Annotated in this window: 17 protein-coding genes and 1 tRNA gene; 11 read left to right on the plus strand and 7 right to left on the minus strand. The window is 60.2% G+C overall.

The features are described 5' to 3' along the window. Positions 1 to 86: 86 nt before the first annotated feature. Positions 87 to 248 (minus strand): hypothetical protein, encoded by a 162-nt coding sequence (locus BLW69_RS22795; protein WP_092662350.1) that lies wholly within the window; start codon positions 246 to 248, stop codon positions 87 to 89. 351 nt (positions 249 to 599) lie between these two features. Here BLW69_RS22795 and BLW69_RS13235 point away from each other — a divergent pair, with 351 nt between their 5' ends. Genes BLW69_RS13235 through BLW69_RS13245 form a run of 3 tightly spaced genes read left to right on the plus strand, consistent with a single transcriptional unit; the run spans position 600 to position 4,258 of the window. Next, a complete protein-coding gene (locus BLW69_RS13235) occupies positions 600 to 2,795 on the plus strand; it encodes an ATP-binding protein (protein WP_092662352.1) in 2,196 nt (731 codons plus the stop codon). Continuing rightward, positions 2,788 to 3,246 (plus strand): response regulator, encoded by a 459-nt coding sequence (locus tag BLW69_RS13240; protein WP_062456905.1) that lies wholly within the window; start codon positions 2,788 to 2,790, stop codon positions 3,244 to 3,246. The genes BLW69_RS13235 and BLW69_RS13240 overlap by 8 nt, the downstream gene beginning before the upstream one ends. A gap of 4 nt (positions 3,247 to 3,250) precedes the next feature. Further along, positions 3,251 to 4,258: a sensor histidine kinase gene (locus BLW69_RS13245; protein WP_244508817.1), complete on the plus strand. Its 1,008-nt coding sequence runs from the start codon at positions 3,251 to 3,253 to the stop codon at positions 4,256 to 4,258. 82 nt (positions 4,259 to 4,340) lie between these two features. Here the strand turns inward: BLW69_RS13245 and BLW69_RS13250 are convergent, their stop codons facing one another. Beyond that, on the minus strand, positions 4,341 to 4,760 hold the full coding sequence (locus BLW69_RS13250; RefSeq protein WP_092662356.1) for a response regulator: 420 nt from the start codon (positions 4,758 to 4,760) through the stop codon (positions 4,341 to 4,343). A gap of 133 nt (positions 4,761 to 4,893) precedes the next feature. After that, positions 4,894 to 4,983, minus strand: a tRNA-Ser gene (locus tag BLW69_RS13255). A gap of 372 nt (positions 4,984 to 5,355) precedes the next feature. On the opposite strand from BLW69_RS13255, the gene BLW69_RS13260 reads away from it, so the two are divergent. The 7 genes from BLW69_RS13260 to BLW69_RS13290 all read left to right on the plus strand — a co-directional run bounded on the left by BLW69_RS13260 (position 5,356) and on the right by BLW69_RS13290 (position 12,839). Beyond that, positions 5,356 to 6,444, plus strand: coding sequence for a septal ring lytic transglycosylase RlpA family protein (locus BLW69_RS13260; RefSeq protein ID WP_062456898.1), 1,089 nt, complete (start codon positions 5,356 to 5,358; stop codon positions 6,442 to 6,444). A gap of 155 nt (positions 6,445 to 6,599) precedes the next feature. Further along, positions 6,600 to 7,769 (plus strand): D-alanyl-D-alanine carboxypeptidase family protein, encoded by a 1,170-nt coding sequence (locus BLW69_RS13265; protein ID WP_244508818.1) that lies wholly within the window; start codon positions 6,600 to 6,602, stop codon positions 7,767 to 7,769. Between the two features lie 63 nt (positions 7,770 to 7,832). Next, the gene (tmk, locus tag BLW69_RS13270; RefSeq protein ID WP_092662587.1) at positions 7,833 to 8,513 is read left to right on the plus strand and encodes a dTMP kinase; all 681 of its coding nucleotides are present in this window, start codon (positions 7,833 to 7,835) and stop codon (positions 8,511 to 8,513) included. Beyond that, positions 8,510 to 9,541 (plus strand): DNA polymerase III subunit delta', encoded by a 1,032-nt coding sequence (locus BLW69_RS13275; protein ID WP_092662358.1) that lies wholly within the window; start codon positions 8,510 to 8,512, stop codon positions 9,539 to 9,541. Before tmk ends, BLW69_RS13275 begins: the two co-directional genes overlap by 4 nt. A gap of 94 nt (positions 9,542 to 9,635) precedes the next feature. Then, entirely contained in the window at positions 9,636 to 11,192 is a 1,557-nt protein-coding gene (gene metG / locus BLW69_RS13280) for a methionine--tRNA ligase (RefSeq protein ID WP_092662360.1), read from the plus strand. A gap of 8 nt (positions 11,193 to 11,200) precedes the next feature. Next, complete coding sequence (locus BLW69_RS13285; protein WP_092662362.1) at positions 11,201 to 11,983, plus strand: TatD family hydrolase; 783 nt, start codon at positions 11,201 to 11,203, stop codon at positions 11,981 to 11,983. A 4-nt stretch (positions 11,984 to 11,987) separates the two neighbouring features. After that, the gene (locus BLW69_RS13290) at positions 11,988 to 12,839 is read left to right on the plus strand and encodes an MBL fold metallo-hydrolase (RefSeq protein ID WP_092662364.1); all 852 of its coding nucleotides are present in this window, start codon (positions 11,988 to 11,990) and stop codon (positions 12,837 to 12,839) included. Between the two features lie 307 nt (positions 12,840 to 13,146). On the opposite strand, the gene BLW69_RS13295 is transcribed toward BLW69_RS13290, so the two are convergent. Both BLW69_RS13295 and BLW69_RS13300 read right to left on the minus strand, forming a co-directional pair. Continuing rightward, entirely contained in the window at positions 13,147 to 13,527 is a 381-nt protein-coding gene (locus BLW69_RS13295) for a glyoxalase/bleomycin resistance/extradiol dioxygenase family protein (protein WP_062456878.1), read from the minus strand. Between the two features lie 69 nt (positions 13,528 to 13,596). Then, the gene (locus BLW69_RS13300; protein ID WP_092662366.1) at positions 13,597 to 14,370 is read right to left on the minus strand and encodes a DeoR/GlpR family DNA-binding transcription regulator; all 774 of its coding nucleotides are present in this window, start codon (positions 14,368 to 14,370) and stop codon (positions 13,597 to 13,599) included. A gap of 127 nt (positions 14,371 to 14,497) precedes the next feature. Here BLW69_RS13300 and BLW69_RS13305 point away from each other — a divergent pair, with 127 nt between their 5' ends. Beyond that, positions 14,498 to 15,661, plus strand: a complete 1,164-nt coding sequence (locus BLW69_RS13305; RefSeq protein ID WP_092662368.1) for an MFS transporter — start codon at positions 14,498 to 14,500, stop codon at positions 15,659 to 15,661. 14 nt (positions 15,662 to 15,675) lie between these two features. On the opposite strand, the gene BLW69_RS13310 is transcribed toward BLW69_RS13305, so the two are convergent. Further along, positions 15,676 to 16,155, minus strand: coding sequence for a GNAT family N-acetyltransferase (locus BLW69_RS13310; RefSeq protein ID WP_062580728.1), 480 nt, complete (start codon positions 16,153 to 16,155; stop codon positions 15,676 to 15,678). A gap of 67 nt (positions 16,156 to 16,222) precedes the next feature. Further along, positions 16,223 to 16,807, minus strand: coding sequence for a J domain-containing protein (locus BLW69_RS13315; protein WP_062456866.1), 585 nt, complete (start codon positions 16,805 to 16,807; stop codon positions 16,223 to 16,225). Positions 16,808 to 16,846: the final 39 nt, after the last annotated feature.

Below are 16,846 nucleotides of genomic sequence, written 5' to 3' on the forward strand. Positions count from 1 at the left end.
GAACGCTGCTCAGCATCTCCACGGGCGAGCCGTCTCAGGCCCGGCGTCGCGTCCGCTCATTCGCCGCCAGTGTACGTTTTAGCGCGTTAGTGGTAGGTTTCGGTAGAGACGTCGTCGTCCATGATGCGAAATGCTTCGTAAAGCGCTTCGACGAGCACGTCGGTAAGGCTGTCGCCATCGCCGTCCTGCAGGAAAAGGCCAATGGCCTGTTCGGATGGCTGGCTCGTGTGTTCGGTTTCTTTAGACATTCATTGTCCCCTAACTGTCGCGATTGATTCCGACAAGGGCAGGCTAGATAATCGCGCTTGCGTGGAACTGGAGTTCTTCTGGCGCGAAGAGACGCGGCGCCGACAATCGTAAAGGTGAGCAATCACTGTTTGAGGACCATTGGCATTCATCCGAATCTTGCTCGTGTTTGTCAGCGAATAATGAAGTTGGGACGGCGAAGTTCCCTCGATTCCGAGCCGATGGGTAGCGGCTCGGTTTACATGAATCGTCCAGTTTGTATTTTGGCTTGTGAAACGACAGGACTAATTTAGAAGCCTGTTTGGCTCTGAACCGCGGTGGAATGCGGGCGGAGATGAGGGAGAAAAAGCATTTTGGATCGATCGGAAATCAACCTGGAATCCTGCGCGCAGGAGCCGATCCATATACCGGGTGCGATCCAGCCGCATGGTGCGCTGATCGTTCTGCGGCCGGCTGATCTCACGGTCCTGCAGGCAAGCCGCAATGCCGGCGCGTTTTTTGGTGCCGATCTGCGCCTCGGCGGTCCCGCGCCGGTGATCCTTGATCCACTGAATGACGACATTAGAAATTGGCATGAGTCGAGCGAAGCCGTTTTCCAGACAGATATCTCCGATGCAACACTGACGGCGCATCGATCTGGTGGACTTGTCATCCTGGAAGTCGAGCGTTCGGGAACGCAGACACTCGGCAGCCTGTTTGCGCGCCTGCGCGGTTTTGCGCAGGTTCTGTCGACGCAGGCCGATGTGGCGGGTTCGCTTGCGGCGGCCGCTCGCTTTGTTCACGACCTGACAGGGTTCGATCGCGTCCTCGTCTACAAGTTCGACGACGACTGGAACGGACACGTTGTCGCGGAAGCAGGCAATGGCAGGTTGCCATCGTATCTCGACCTGCGTTTCCCGGCGGGCGACATACCGGCACAGGCACGTGCGCTCTACGCCGCCAATCGCTTGCGGGTCATTCCCGACGCATCCTATGAACCTGTGCCGATAGACGCTGGTCGCGAGATCGGGACCACAGGCAGTCCGCTTGATCTGAGCTTCTCGCAGCTGCGCAGCGTTTCGCCGGTGCATCTCGAATACATGCACAACATGGGCACGGCCGCATCCATGTCCATGTCGATCATTATCGACGGACGCCTTTGGGGGCTTGTCGCTTGCCATAGCGCCGAGCCTCACATGGTTCCGGTCAGGGTGCGCGATGCCTGCGACTTTATCGTCCAGTCGCTCGCCATGCGGATCGCAGCGCAAGTTCACTCCCAGGACGCCACCCGCCGCGTCGAGCTGGCGCGCATCTCCGGTGATCTTCTGCGGGCAATGACATCTGCTTCGTCCTGGAGCGAGGGATTGGAGACCTTGCCGAAAGATCTGGTCGCGCAGGTTGGGGCCTCGGGAGCCGCCATTATTGCACAGGGAGAGTGCCACAAGGTGGGGATCACCCCGACGGACGACGAAGTTCGCTCCATCGTCGGCTGGCTTTCCGGCAGAGCGGACGACGACATCTTCGCCACCACATCGCTTGCTGCGGACTTTCCATCGGCTGAAGCGTTTGCCGGCGAGGCAAGCGGCATCATCGCCATTCGTTTGTCCGAGCTTTACGAGAACTGGCTGATCTGGTTCCGGCCCGAGGTGATCCGCACGGTCCAGTGGGCTGGAGACCCGCATAAGATTGTCCAGGAAAAAGGACGTATCCATCCGCGGAAATCCTTTCAGGCCTGGAGCGAAAATGTCCGGCTCCATTCTCAGGCCTGGAGCGAAGCAGAACTTTCTGCTGCACGCGACCTTCGCAACGCGATCGTCGGGATCGTCTTGCGAAAGGCCGAAGAGCTGGGTGAACTCACCAGCGAACTGCAGCGCTCCAACAAGGAGCTTGAAGCTTTCTCCTATTCGGTGTCGCACGATCTGAGGGCGCCGTTCCGGCACATCGTCGGCTTCGCTCAGTTGCTGACAGACCGGGAAAACAGTCTCGACGAAAAATCGCGCCACTACCTTCGGACCATCTCCGATTCGGCGCTGGCAGCGGGCAGGCTCGTGGATGGCCTGCTCAATTTTTCGCAGCTGGGGCGTGCCTCGATCACCCATAAGCATGTCGACATGAACAAGCTTGTCGCCGAGGTTGTGAAGAGCGTGATTCTGAACCAGGACGACCGAGCCATCTCGTGGTCGATCGAGCCGTTGCCGACCGCCTGGGGCGATGCCACGCTGTTGCGGCAGGTCTGGTTCAACATTATCGAAAACGCGGTAAAGTACAGCAGGCACCGCAACCCCGCAGAAATCCGCGTCCGGGGCTCCGTCAAAGGCGATGTGACCACCTACAGCGTCAGCGACAACGGCGTCGGGTTCGACATGGCTTATGTCGGCAAACTGTTCGGGGTCTTCCAGCGGCTCCAGCGCGCCGAAGACTTCGAGGGGACCGGTATCGGCCTTGCTCTTGTGCGCAGGATCGTCGAACGCCATAACGGAAGCATTACCGCCCATGGGGAAGTGGACAAGGGCGCAACCTTTGTCTTTGCCCTGCCAGGCCCTGAGAAGAAAGGCCGCGCCCATGCCTGAACTACGCCCGATACTGCTTGTTGAAGACAGCCCACGCGACCTGGAACTCACGCTCGCCGCGTTGGAAAAGTGCCAGCTTGCCAACGAGATTGTCGTTGCTCGCGATGGCGCCGAGGCGATCGATTATCTCTTCGGAACCGGGATTCATGAAGGTCGCCCGTCCGGCGATCCGACCGTCGTGCTGCTTGATCTGAAACTGCCCAAGATCGATGGTCTCGAAGTCCTCGAGCGTGTCAAGAAAGACGAGAGACTGCACCACATTCCGATCGTCATGCTGACGTCGTCGAGGGAAGAGCAGGATCTGGTGCGAAGCTACGAGCTCGGCGTCAACGCCTTCGTCGTGAAGCCTGTCGAGTTCAAGCAGTTCTTCAAGGCCATTCAGGATCTCGGGGTATTTTGGGCTCTCTTGAATGAACCACCTCCTGGATACCGCGCCAAAGACGGAGGCTAACAGAGTGCAGCACAATCCACGCCTACTCATGCTGGAGGACAGCCCGCTCGATGCCGAATTGATCCGCGAGCAGCTTGAACTTTTGACGAAAAAGCCGGAGATCCGTCTCGTCAGCAACCGCGGTGAATTTGTGAAAGCGCTGGAAGCGCACGATTTCGACCTCATCCTTTCGGATTTTTCGCTGCCCGATTTCGACGGTATGGCGGCGCTGGACATGGCAAGCCGCGAGGTGCCGGAGATACCATTCATCTTTGTCTCCGGTATCCTCGGGGAGGAGGCCGCAATCGAATCGTTTCGGCGTGGCGCGACGGACTACGTTCTGAAGCAACGGTTGATACGCTTGCCCGCTGCCGTCGAGCGGGCACTGGCGGAGGCTCACGAGAAAGCCGAGCACCGGCGTGCGCAGAACCAGAAGGAACTGCTCGTCCGCGAACTGAGCCATCGGGTGAAAAATACCATGGCCATGGTCATGTCGCTCGTACGCCGGACTGCAAAGAGCAGTCACACGGTCGATGACTACGCGTCGAACCTGCTTGGCAGGCTTCGGGCGATGGCTGACGCACATGCGCTCCTGTTCGAAACGAACTGGAGCAAGGCGGAGCTTGCCGACGTCGTACGTCGAACCCTGGCACCGTATATGGAGGGCCGCGGCAACCGGTTCGTGATCGATCCCGGTCCGACCGTTCATCTCGACCCGAAGTCCGCGCTGGCGCTCAGCCTGGTCTTCAACGAACTGACGACCAATGCGGTGAAATACGGCGGACTGTCACAGGATGGCGGTCATATCGCGATCAGCTGGGTGCGCGACGCCGTGAAGGAGGGAAAGGCAACCATTACGCTCACCTGGCAGGAAATTGGCGGCCCGACCGTCACGCCACCCGAGCAACAGGGTTTTGGTACGACGCTGGTGGAGCGAAGCATCCAGTATGAACTCCGAGGGAACGTCGAAATAGACTATGCCGAGACAGGCCTCGCTTGCCGGATCACCTTCCCGATACCGTCATTCGACTGAAGTTCGGAACTCCGGCGCGGCTGCCCCTTTAGGCGCCGCGTCGAAACTGTGTTAGAACGAACTTTGATGAGCGCCCGAGCGCCTAGTTCCGGATCTTCGACGAAGGCGCGTGACGTGGTTCCTGAGTGGCCCCGAATGTCTCTTCCATCAGCGAGGAAAGCTTGTGGGCCGTCCAGGGCTTGGGAAGCAGCGGCAATCCCTTCAGCCTCGTCTTGACTTCCGGCAGCTCGGCGTAACCGGTGCAGACGATGATGGGAACAGAACGTGCCTGCAGTTCCTCGATCACCGGAAAGGACAACTCGCCGTGCAGGTTGAGATCGACCACCGCGCCGGCGAGCTCGTTGCGAGGGATGGCATCGAGCGCATCGACCAGACGTCCAAACGGTCCGACGACTTCGTGTCCACGGTCGAGGAGGTAATCCTCCATGTCCATGGCAAGAAGGAGATCATCCTCCAACAGGAGGATTTTCGCGGATTCGGTATAGGCTGTGCTATCGGACATCATTTCACGCATGGTTAAAACAGGAAGTTGCGAAATGGCGAGCGGTACGCTTTTTTCAAGGGCAAAAAGCCCGCAGGCATTACAGACATGACGTGTATGGAACGCTGCCACTCTTTTCGATGCGATCGGCTGATGGCGGAAGAGGTGGGATTCGAACCCACGGTACGGTCTCCCGCACGCCGGTTTTCAAGACCGGTTCCTTAAACCACTCGGACACTCTTCCTCGCTGTCAGGCTTTATAATCGCAGAACTGCCGTCGTCAACTGGAGATGCGCTTCGATTGCTGCACTGGTACCCTAGTCTTTGGCGGGGAAGGCGGCAATCAAAGTATTAATAGAATATTACTTTAAGTATCCGTTAACCATACTGGATACAATTTTAATTACTCAACAGTTTTCGTTCGCATTTTAGCCACGAAAAAAGCAAATCTAGGCATCCATCAAAGACGGGGCCGGACGGGTCTCGCTTGGTTCATTGGTCGGAACGACGAATCGATCTTCGAGGCTCAAGCGCTCGTTGTGGCAAGAAATTATGGGGCGGACAGGTTTTGCGTTTGAGTGGCGGTATTGTTTCGCTAAGTGCGAAGTGGCTTGGCATGACGGTGGTTTTCGCGGCGATGGCATCCTGTGCCACGACAAAGCCGACGCCTGAACCTGCGCAGAAGCAGGTGCGCAGCAAAGAATACTTCTCCGAGAAGGAGTATGGCGTCAAAGCCAGTCCGCGCGTCGTCAAGGACGGACAGCCGGTACCGAAAGGCGGCGGTCGCTTTATGGTCGGCCAGCCTTACCAGGTGAGGGGCAAGACCTACGTTCCCAAGGAAGATCCGCAGTATAACAAGAGTGGTCTCGCATCGTGGTATGGTTCGGCCTTCCATGGCCGTTATACCGCCAATGGCGAGGTCTATGATTCTGCCAGCCTCACGGCAGCCCATCCGACGTTTCCGCTGCCGAGCTATGCCCGCGTCACCAATGTCGAAAATGGCTCGTCGGTCATCGTCCGCGTCAACGACCGCGGCCCGTATCACGCCGGCCGCATCCTCGACGTGTCCAGCAAGACGGCCGAGCTCCTCGATATGAAGCGTTCGGGCACTGCCAAGGTCAATGTCCAGTATGTCGGCCGCGCTCGTATGGATGGTGAGGATACACCGTTCCTGATGGCGTCCTACATCCGCAAGGGCGATCGACTGCCGTCCTTCAATCCGGGTGGCGGTCAGAGTTCAAGCGGCGTGATGGTCGCGTCGAACCAGCCATTGCGTGACCAGATGCAGAGCTTCGGTTCGTCCGTACCGACGCCTGCCGCCTATCCGAGCCGTGCGCAGAGCAACGCATCCTCGAAGAGGGGCTTCCAGCAGGCCGAGCAGTATGCGGCGTCGCCGCGCCCGGTCGAGCGTTCGACGGCTGAGACGGTTCGTGCCCAAGCACCGCAGCGACAGGTCGCGGCAGTTGCGCCAAAGCCGGCACCAGTTCAGGCTCCGACCCAGAAGGCGATCGCAGCCCCGGCTCAGCAGCAGGTTGCAAGCCAGCAGCGTTACGTTCAGCCAGTCGCTCCGGCGCGGGCAGAACAGCAGATCCGCCCGGTCGCAAACCGGGCACAGCAGGCCTGGACCTCCGAAACTGCCTATGTCGAGCCGCCTAAGGGCCACAAGCAGCAGGTCATGTTCGGCAACGTCCTGCTGCAGGACTAAGCGGCCCGGCACGGCCCGACCCTGAGGCGACGCGTCTGACGTCCCGATCGGCAGCGCGTTGTTCGCGCTGTCTTCCACAAAACATCCTATCTCCGAAAATTGATTCCTGTTCGCGGATCGATGCTGTAGGCATAGGTCGAAACGTTTCTGGGGGCATGATGCGACGCTTTCTGTTTTCGGCCTGCCTGTGCGTCACGGCAGCCTTTTCCGCGACACAGACCGTGTCTGCGCAGGACGCCGCACCAGCCTTCGCGACCAAGGCCAGACAGGTCTATATGGTCGAGGAAAAGACCGGCACGGTGCTGCTTTCGGCAAACGAAAACCAGTCTCTTCCTGCTGCCTCGCTCGCCAAGCTGATGACCATGGAAGTGGTGTTCAGCGCGCTCCAGCGCGGCGAGATCACGCCCGAAACCAGCTATCCCGTAACCGAGTTCGCCTGGCGCACCGGTGGCGCGCCTTCCGGCACTACGACCATGTTTGCGGCGCTGAAATCGCAGATGAAGGTCGACGACCTGATCCGGGGCGTGATCATCCAGAATGCCAACGACGCCTGCATCATTCTGGCAGAAGGACTGTCCCGCTCCGAGGCCGAATTCGCGACGCGCATGAACGCGCGCGCCAGGGATCTGGGGCTTACGCGCTCTGCATTCGGCAATTCGACGGGCCTACCGTCTGCCGAAAGCCGGACCACCACCCGTGACATGGTGGAACTCGCGCGGCATCTTCAAAAGACATATCCGCAATACTACCCGCTCTATGCCCAGCCGGACTTCACCTGGAACAAGATCTTTCAGCGCAACAAAAACCCGCTGCTTGCGCTCAATCTCGGCATAGACGGGCTTGGAGCCGGCTATGCGGAAGGCGCAGGTTTCTCGTTCGTCGCTTCGGCACAGCGCGAAGGAACGCGGCTTTTCCTCGCCATGGGGGGACTTGCCAGTGACAAGGAACGGGTGGAAGAGGCGCGCCGGGTGATGGAGTGGGGGCTGTCCTCGTTTCAGACCAAGGTGATCTTCGCGCAAGGCGAGGTGATCAGCCAGGCAAGCGTCTATGGCGGCACCAGCCGCCACGTCGATCTCGTCGCGCAGGAGCCGGTCGATCTCTACCTGCCGACCAATAGCCCCGATCGCCTTTCGGGCCAGATCGTCTACCGCTGGCCGCTCCGTGCACCTGTCACGAAAGGACAGGAAATCGGCGTTCTCAGGATCTCGTCCGGAGATCGGCTGGTCCGGGAAGTGCCGCTGATGACGGCGGATGCCATCGAAGACGGGACACTCTTCAACAAGGCGACGGACGCGGTTCTGGAACTGATGTTGTTCTGGCTTTGACATGTTCCGTGACGCGCCAATATGGGCTATGAACCGATCGACAGGCGCAATACGGGACTAGGTGTGACACAACAATCCGGGCTATTCGTGACATTCGAAGGCGGGGAAGGGGCGGGGAAATCCACCCAGATCCGCAGGCTTGCCGATCTTCTGCGCAGGCGTGGTTACGACGTTCTGATGACGCGCGAGCCTGGCGGTTCGCCGGGCGCCGAAGCGGTTCGCCACGTCCTGCTTTCGGGTGCAGCGCAGGAGTTCGGGACTAGGCTCGAAGCGATCCTGTTTGCGGCTGCCCGCAACGACCACGTCGAGGAGGTCATCCGGCCGGCGCTCGCAAGCGGCGCAATCGTTCTCTGCGACCGCTTCATCGATTCCTCCCGCGTCTACCAGGGCGCCACCGGCAATCTGGAGTCCGATCTTATCGAGGCCTTGCAGCGTGTCGCGATCGACGGCGTCAAACCGGATTGTACCGTGATCCTCGATCTGCCCGCAGAAATCGGCCTTGGCCGTGCCCGCAAACGTGCGCCGGACGAAGCCCCCGACCGTTTCGAGCGGGAAGAGATCGAGACCCACGAAACGCGCCGCCAGGCTTATCTCGCGATTGCTGCCGCCGATTCCGGCCGCTGTCACGTTATCGATGCCGACCGCGATGAGGAGATCATCGCCAAGGAGATCGCAGCGCTGATCGAGCCCATGGCTTTGAGCCTCGGCGCTGATCAGGCCGGCGTCACGGGTTCATCGGAATGAGCGACCAGGATCCGCATATTCTGGACGGCGCCATTTCGCCCGCCAGAAATCCGCACCTGTTCGGCCATCGTGCGGCGGAGGATTTTCTGAGTGCCAGCTACAAAACGGGCAAGGGCCATCACGCCATCCTGATCGAGGGGCCGGAAGGGATCGGCAAGGCGACGCTGGCCTTTCGTTTCGCCAATCATGTCCTCTCCAATCCGGAGCCGGAAAGCGCGCCTGATCACATCGCCGATCCGGATCCAGACAGCGCCGTCAGCCGCCAGATCGCCTCCGGCGCCTCGCACAATCTCCTGCATCTATCTCGTCCGGTGGACGAGAAGACGGGAAAGATGAAGACGGCCATCACCGTCGATGAAGTGCGGAAAGCCGGGCACTTCTTTTCCCAGACATCCGGGACCGGCAACTGGCGCATCGTCATTATCGATGCGGCCGACGACCTCAACCGCAATGCAGCCAACGCGATCCTCAAGATCCTCGAAGAGCCGCCGCGTCGCGCGCTTTTCCTTGTCCTGTCGCATGCGCCCGGGCGTCTTTTGCCGACCATCCGGTCCAGATGCCAGCCGCTCAGGCTGTCACCGCTCAGTGATGCGGATCTTGCAAGCGCGCTCGCAGCCCTCGGCAGCCCACTCGATGGCGGCAAGACCGAGGAAATGGTGCTGTCGCAATCCAAGGGAAGCGTCGCGCAGGCGCTGAAACTTTTGAATTACGGCGGCGCCGATATCATCTCGGCATTCGACGATGCCGTCTCGGCGGATGGACCGGCTGCGCGCAAAGCCATGCACCGGCTGGCCGACGTTCTCGCCGGCAAGGACAGCGACGTCATCTTCGGCTTCTTTCTCGAGCATCTGTCGGACCATCTCGTCAAACGGGCGAGGGAGGCAGCATTGTCAGGCGATCTCGCGACGGCGGATCGCAGGGCGAAGCTTGTGTCCGATATGACCGAGAAATTGAAGGTCGCCCAGGCCTATAACCTCGATCGCAAGCAGACGCTGATGTCCATTCTTGAGACCGCCAGGCTCGCCTGATCGCCGATCCGGACCATGGCCGGAAGTTTGGGTTTCGCTTGTGTGCAACATGCGCTAAGAGCGGCGTGACTTAACATCTGTCCGAGTACAGCCCATGCCGAACAAGACACCTTTCTACATCACCACAGCGATTTCCTATCCGAACGGCAAGCCACATATCGGCCATGCCTACGAACTGATCGCGACGGATGCGATGGCGCGCTTCCAGCGCCTCGACGGCAAGGACGTCTTCTTCCTGACCGGCACGGATGAACACGGCCAGAAGATGCAGCAGACGGCCCGCAACGAAGGCATTTCGCCGGAAGAGCTGGCCGAGCGCAATACCGAGCAGTTCCGGGAAATGGGCAAGCTGCTCAATGCCTCTAACGACGATTTCATCCGCACGACGGAACCGCGCCACCATCAGGCGAGCAAGGACATCTGGAACCGGATGTCGGCTGCCGGCGATATCTACAAGGATACCTATGCGGGCTGGTATTCGGTCCGCGACGAGGCCTACTATGCGGAAGACGAAACGCAGCTGCGTGACGGCACCCGCTATGGCCCGCAGGGCACGCCTGTCGAATGGGTTGAAGAGTCGAGCTACTTTTTCAAGTTGTCCGAATATGGCGACAAGCTGCTCAAGCACTACGAGGACCACCCAGACTTCATCGGCCCGGCCGAGCGTCGCAACGAAGTGATCTCCTTCGTGAAATCCGGTCTGCGCGATCTCTCCGTATCGCGCACCACGTTCGACTGGGGCATCAAGGTTCCCGACGATCCGGCACACGTCATGTATGTCTGGGTCGACGCGCTCACGAACTACCTGACCGCGACCGGCTATCTCGACGACCCGAACGGTCCGCGCGCCAAATACTGGCCGGCGGATGCGCATATCATCGGCAAGGACATTATCCGCTTCCACGCCGTCTACTGGCCCGCTTTCCTGATGTCGGCAGGTCTGCCGCTGCCCAAGCGCGTCTATGCCCATGGCTTCGTTCTTGCGAAGGGCGGCGAGAAAATGTCGAAGTCGCTCGGCAACGTCCTCGATCCGTTCGAACTGATCGGCCATTTCGGCCTCGATGCGATCCGCTATTACCTGCTGCGCGAAATCTCCTTCGGCCAGGACGGCACCTGCAGCGAGGATGCGATCGGCACGCGCATCAACGCCGATCTCGCAAACGGTATCGGCAATCTTGCCAGCCGCTCGCTGTCGATGATCGTCAAGAACTGCGATGCGAAGATCCCGGCACCCGGCGAACTCACCGACGCAGACCGGCAAATGCTGGCATCCGTCGATGCGCTCCTGCCGATCTGCCGCGAAGACATGGAAAAGCAGCTCGTTCACCGCGCTCTGGCAGCAATCATCGCCGTCGTGTCGGAAACCGACCGGTATTTCGCAGCCCAGGCGCCGTGGGTTCTGAAGAAAACTGATCCCGCCCGGATGGAGACGGTCCTTTACGTGGCCGCAGAAGTGGTGCGCCAGATCGCCATCCTGCTGCAGCCGTTCATGCCGGACTCGTCGTCAAAGCTTCTCGATCTGGTGGCTGCACCTGCCGGATCGCGTGATTTCGCGTCACTCGGCGAAGTTGGCCGCCTGACGCCCGGAACGGTGCTGGAAGCTCCAAGCCCGGTCTTCCCGCGCTACGTTGCGCCGCAGCCGGCGGCATAGGGCAAGTCATGCTGATCGATACCCATTGCCATCTGGATTTTGCGGATTTCGACTCCGAACGCGACGAACTGATCGAGCGCGCCCACGAAGCCGGTGTCCGGCAGATGGTGACGATTTCGACACGCGTCAGAAAGCTCGACAGCCTGCTGGCGATCGCGGACAAATACCCTTCCGTATTCTGCTCGGTCGGAACGCATCCCAACAATGCCAGCGAAGAGCTGGATATCCAGGCGGAAGACCTCATCCGGCTCGCCAATACACATGACAAGATAGTCGCGATCGGCGAAGCGGGTCTCGATTATTTCTACGATACGCAAACGCCGGCCGATCAGAAGACCGGTTTTATCAGACATATCGAGGCTGCACGCGAGACCGGGCTGCCGCTGGTGATCCATAGCCGCAGTGCTGACGAAGACATGATCGAGATCCTGACAGCTGAAAGCGGGAAGGGGGCTTTCCCCTTCATTCTGCATTGCTTTTCGGCCGGACCCGACCTCGCCCGTGCCGGTATCGAGCTTGGTGGCTACGTATCCTTCTCGGGCATCCTGACATTCCCGAAATCCGAGGAAATCCGGGCCATCGCCAAAACGCTGCCGACTGACCGGCTGCTGGTTGAGACCGATGCACCTTATCTGGCGCCAAAACGCTGGCGCGGAAAGCGCAACGAACCGTCCTACGTGGTCAATACCGCAGAGGTGCTGGCCGATGTTCACGGCCTGACTTACGAAGAGATGGCTGCGATCACGACGGAAAACGCGTTCCGCTGCTTCTCCAAGATGCCGAGGCTTTGAGGTGATGGCGGCCCGGGTCGGAACGAGCACCGGATATCGGCGGCGCTTTACCGTTCTCGGCTGCGCGTCTTCGCCGGGCGTACCGCGGCTGAACGGCGACTGGGGCGATTGTGACCCGGAAAACCCGAAGAACCGGCGCACGCGCGCCTCGTTCATGGTGGAGCAGATCGCGCCGGATGGCGGCAAAACTGTTGTCGTGATCGATACCGGCCCGGACTTTCGCGAGCAGATGATCGCCGCAAGCGTCCAGCGCATCGATGCCGTCCTGTACACCCATCCACACGCCGATCATCTGCACGGCATCGACGATCTACGCGGCTATTTCATCCTCCAGAAGCACCGCATTCCGATACATGCCGATCCGTCCACGATGGACCGCATCCGCCAGGGCTTCGGCTATTGCCTGGAAACACCGGCCGGTGGCAGCTATCCGCCAATCGTCAAGCCGGTGCTGATCGAGACGATGGACGCGCCGATCGTCATCGACGGTCCGGGCGGCGCCATCCGGTTCCAGCCGCACAGGCAGGTCCACGGCGATATCCATTCGCTGGGCTTCCGGATCGGCAACGTCGCGTACTGCAGCGATGTCAGCGACTTTCCGCCGGAAACGGTGCCGAAGCTCATCGGACTTGATACGCTCATCATCGACGCGCTCCAGTACCGCACGCATCCGAGCCATCTTTCACTTCAGCAGGCACTCGACTGGATCAGCCATCTGGCGCCAAAGCGCGCGTTGCTGACCCACATGCATATTCCACTGGACTACGATCGCGTCATGGCTGAAACGCCGGGCCATGTCGAACCGGCCTATGACGGTTTGGCGTTCGAAGTCGATGTGACGGCGGATGATCTGTAGCTCTAAGGGAGAAGGCCAAGGTATTGCGCTTCCAGCCACATCCTTTAGTTCCATAATCTATCTTATCTGATCTTTGGATGTTGCTGCAAAGCTGGACTGTCACACTCCCCGCATGTGAGTAGCGAGCGCTATCTGCGGCGGATCGAAGTTTCGTCCAAGGCCGGATCTTGCTTGATGACAATAGTGTCACTGGCGCATGGTCTTGACCTGAGCGAGCGCCGGATCCGCCGGATCACATCCCATACGTTTCAGTACCCAGAACATTGATGATCGAACGCAACAACTTTGTGCGCCGTCGGCATCGCGTTCAAACGGTGATCTCGACGGCGCTACCATCCGGCATCACGATGACGGCCTCGTAGAACCCGTCACCGGTCCATCTGGGTCCTGACCGCAGACAGCCGGCCAGTCGGCAACGTTCCGCCAAAGCATCGACTGCACTCTCGCTGCCAAGGGCGATGGCGATATGATCCCAGCCAACGCTTTCTTCTGTGGCGTCCGTCACCCATGGCCCGGACATGAGCTCGATCTGGTCCTCTGCACCGGGCAGGTTGGCGAACCTCGATGTGAACCCTACCCTGTTCTTGCTGTGGTAAGGTTCTCCCACCGTTGCGCCGAAATAGGTCTCGAAAAACCCGGCAGCGGCGTCGAGGTCGCGGGTCCAAAGTGCTGTGTGGGCGATGCGCATGGGTCGTTGAATTCCTCGTTTGACGAACGTGCGAAGCTACGAAAGATGCGGACGTTGCCGCCACATGCTTCACGTCGACGGAGAACCGCCATCTAGTGCGACATGCACCTGGACATCGCACCGCGCGAAGTCTCCGCGGTCGAATTCGCCATCCTCCACGATGAGATGATCGATCATCGACGTGTCCGCGACCTTGAACGGCGCGACTGTGCCGAGCTTCTCGGCCGTCGCGGCGACAACGAGAATGCTGCTCTGGTTCACCATGGTCCGCTTGATTTCGGCTTCGCTCGGATCGAGCGCAGTGACGCCGGCGATGCTGTCCACGCCGCATACGCCGATGATGAACATGTCCGCATAGACCTGCATGGCTTCACGTATCGCCTGCGGCCCGAGGCACGCGCCTTTCGCCTGATCGTACAGACCGCCGAGTACAATGACCGTGAAGTTCGGTCGGTCTGATAGCGCCGTCGCAATCACCGGCGCGTTCGTGATGATCGTCAGCGTCTGGCTCGGATCGAGCGCGTTCGCGACCGCAAGATTGGTGGATCCGGCGTCGATGAACACGGTCTGGCCGTCCTCGACAAGCCGCGCCGCCGCCCGTGCAAGGCTCGACTTTCGATCCTTATCCAATGCAGTTCTGGTGGCCAGCGTGCCGAAATCCGGCGTCGGCAGCAGCGCGCCGCCATAGACACGACGGCAGAAGCCCAGCTTGGCGAGTTCGCGCAGGTCTCTGCGAACCGTGTCTTCGGAAACGTCGAACTGCGTCGCCAGCTCGCTAGCCACGACCTTGCCGCGGATGGTCAACTGCTCGCGGATGCGGTCGAGCCTCTCTTCTGTCAGCACGTGCCGGGTCCCTCATCAAAGTTTCTGCACGATCTTGCACATTATTACGCATTCTGTAAACAGGGCACCATCAAGGACGGCGACGATCTCTGCCGAGGTCCAACGCTGTAATCCAGGAGCTACCGAGATGCCGAACGCCCAGATCCTCACAGGACGCCCCCGCACCGGAGGCCGACACCAATGGGCCACGCGCTCCAGCTTTCTCATTGCCGGCTCGGCCATGGCGGCCTGGGCACCGCTGGTTCCTGTCGCCAAGGCTCGAATCGGCGTGGATGACGGCACGCTTGGCCTGCTGCTCCTGTGCCTTGGCCTGGGCTCTATCGTGACCATGCCAATGGTCGGCATTCTCGCGAGCCGATTCGGATGCCGGGCCGTCATCGTGGCAAGCACCCTCGCCCTCGCCGTCGTGCTCCCGCTGCTGGCGGTCGCCGATACGCTTCCCGGCATGGCGATCTCGCTGGCGCTGTTCGGGGCAAGCGTTGGCGCGGTGGACGTCGCGATCAATATTCAGGCCGTCATGGTCGAGAAGGACAGCGGCCGCAACATGATGTCCGGCTTCCATGGGCTGTTCAGCGTCGGCGGCATTGTCGGCGCGGGCGGCATGAGCCTTCTGCTTGGTGCCGGCGTTTCACCCCTGACCGCGACCTTGATGTTCAGTGCGCTGCTGCTTGGTCTGCTGGCGCAATCCTTTCGAGGCCTCCTGCCCTACGGAAACCAGGAGACCGGAGATGCGCCGTTGTTCACCATCCCGCGCGGCATCGTGGCCTTCATCGGACTGCTGTGCTTTCTGGTTTTCCTTGGCGAGGGCGCGGTGCTCGACTGGAGCGCTCTGTTCCTCATCGGCGCGCACCTTGTCGATCCAGCTCAGGCAGGCTTTGGCTACACGATGTTCGCCATCGCGATGACCGTTGGTCGGCTGACAGGCGACTGGATCGTCAAGACGCTCGGCGGCATGAAAGTCGTGGTCGGTGGCGGCACGCTCGCAGCACTGGGTTTCCTGCTGACAGTCCTGGCTCCTAACCAGCCCCTGGCGTTTGCGGGCTTCCTTCTGGTAGGGCTCGGGGCTTCCAATATCGTGCCGGTTCTGTTCACAGCAGCCGGCAAGCAGACCCAAATGCCACCCAGCCATGCGATCGCTGCCATCACGACGATGGGCTACGCCGGAATTCTCATGGGTCCGGCCGCCATCGGTTTCGTTGCCCATCACTATAGTCTGGGTGTGGCCTTCGTTCTGGTTGCTGGCGGCATGGCGTTCGTCGCGCTCACCTGGCCTTTGACCGCGCGACGGTAACGGGCTGATCCGGCCTAGCCGTCAGCAAAGTCCCTGAGCTTCTCACCAGCCATCCGGTAGCGGATCCACTCCTTCTGCGGTTCGGCACCGATCGCATCGTAGACACCGATCGCCGGTTCGTTCCAGTCGAGCACGCTCCACTCGAACCGTCCGCACCCGCTCTCGACAGCGATCTTCGCGAGATGCCGCAACAGCGCCTTCCCAGCCCCGAGCCCCCGAGCGTTCGGCGTCACGTAGAGATCCTCGAGATAAAGTCCGTTCCGTGCCTGCCATGTCGAATAATTGAAGAACCAGATGGCCATGCCGACCGGTTTGCCATCGCTTTCGCAGATCAGGCCGCGCGTGACAGATGTCGGGCCGAACATCGATGTCTCAATCGTCTCGACGGTCGCCGCAACCTCATGCTCGGCCTTTTCGAAGATCGCGAGTTCGCGGATGAAAGACAGGAGCGTTCCGGCATCGGCACGGGTGGCGTCTCGGATGGCAAGTGTCATGAAATGATCCGTGAAGTTTCGGCAACGCCAAATGTGATCGCCCGATGGCCGAGTGAGGGTCCGCGGCCTATTCGGCCGCGTCCTTCACCTCGACAATTTCGATCTCGTAACTGTATCCATCCAGCATGCCATAGGCCTGCTCAATGGTCTGGATCTCGGAATCGGCCTTGCTGATCGCATCGGCAATCGTTTCGCAGCGGGATTTCAGCATGCGACCCAGAACATCCGTTTCCGGCTTGCGGCCGATCCGGTTGATGTGATTGCGGATGCGGGCGCGGTGGCGCTCCATTTCGAGAATATGGAAGCGCGCATTGACGATCCGGTCGGTGAGCTTGCGCCGCATCGAGGAAACCGGATCAAAGCTGCCCGGCTCGCGCTCGTCGAGGATCATCTCGTTGACGAGCATCTCCAGAATGACGAGACCCTGCAGGTCCTTCTTGTCGGCAAGCTCGGGATCGTAACCGGTGTCGTCATAGACTTTTCTGCGGATCGGGTCGTTCAGGAGCTCGAAGGATGCCTTCAGCTGCCCGAACGTTTCCGCATCGCCGCCGGTATCGGGATGGGCGGATTTCACCCGTTTGCGGTAGGCAAGCTTAATCGCCGTCACATCCGCCTCGCGCGAAACACCAAGAATTTCATAGGGATCGATCACAGTGCCACCTGTTTTCGGAAAGTCATATCAGAAAACGCC

Source organism: Rhizobium sp. NFR12, assembly GCF_900108545.1.
GTDB classification, from domain to species: Bacteria; Pseudomonadota; Alphaproteobacteria; order Rhizobiales; family Rhizobiaceae; genus Neorhizobium; species Neorhizobium soli.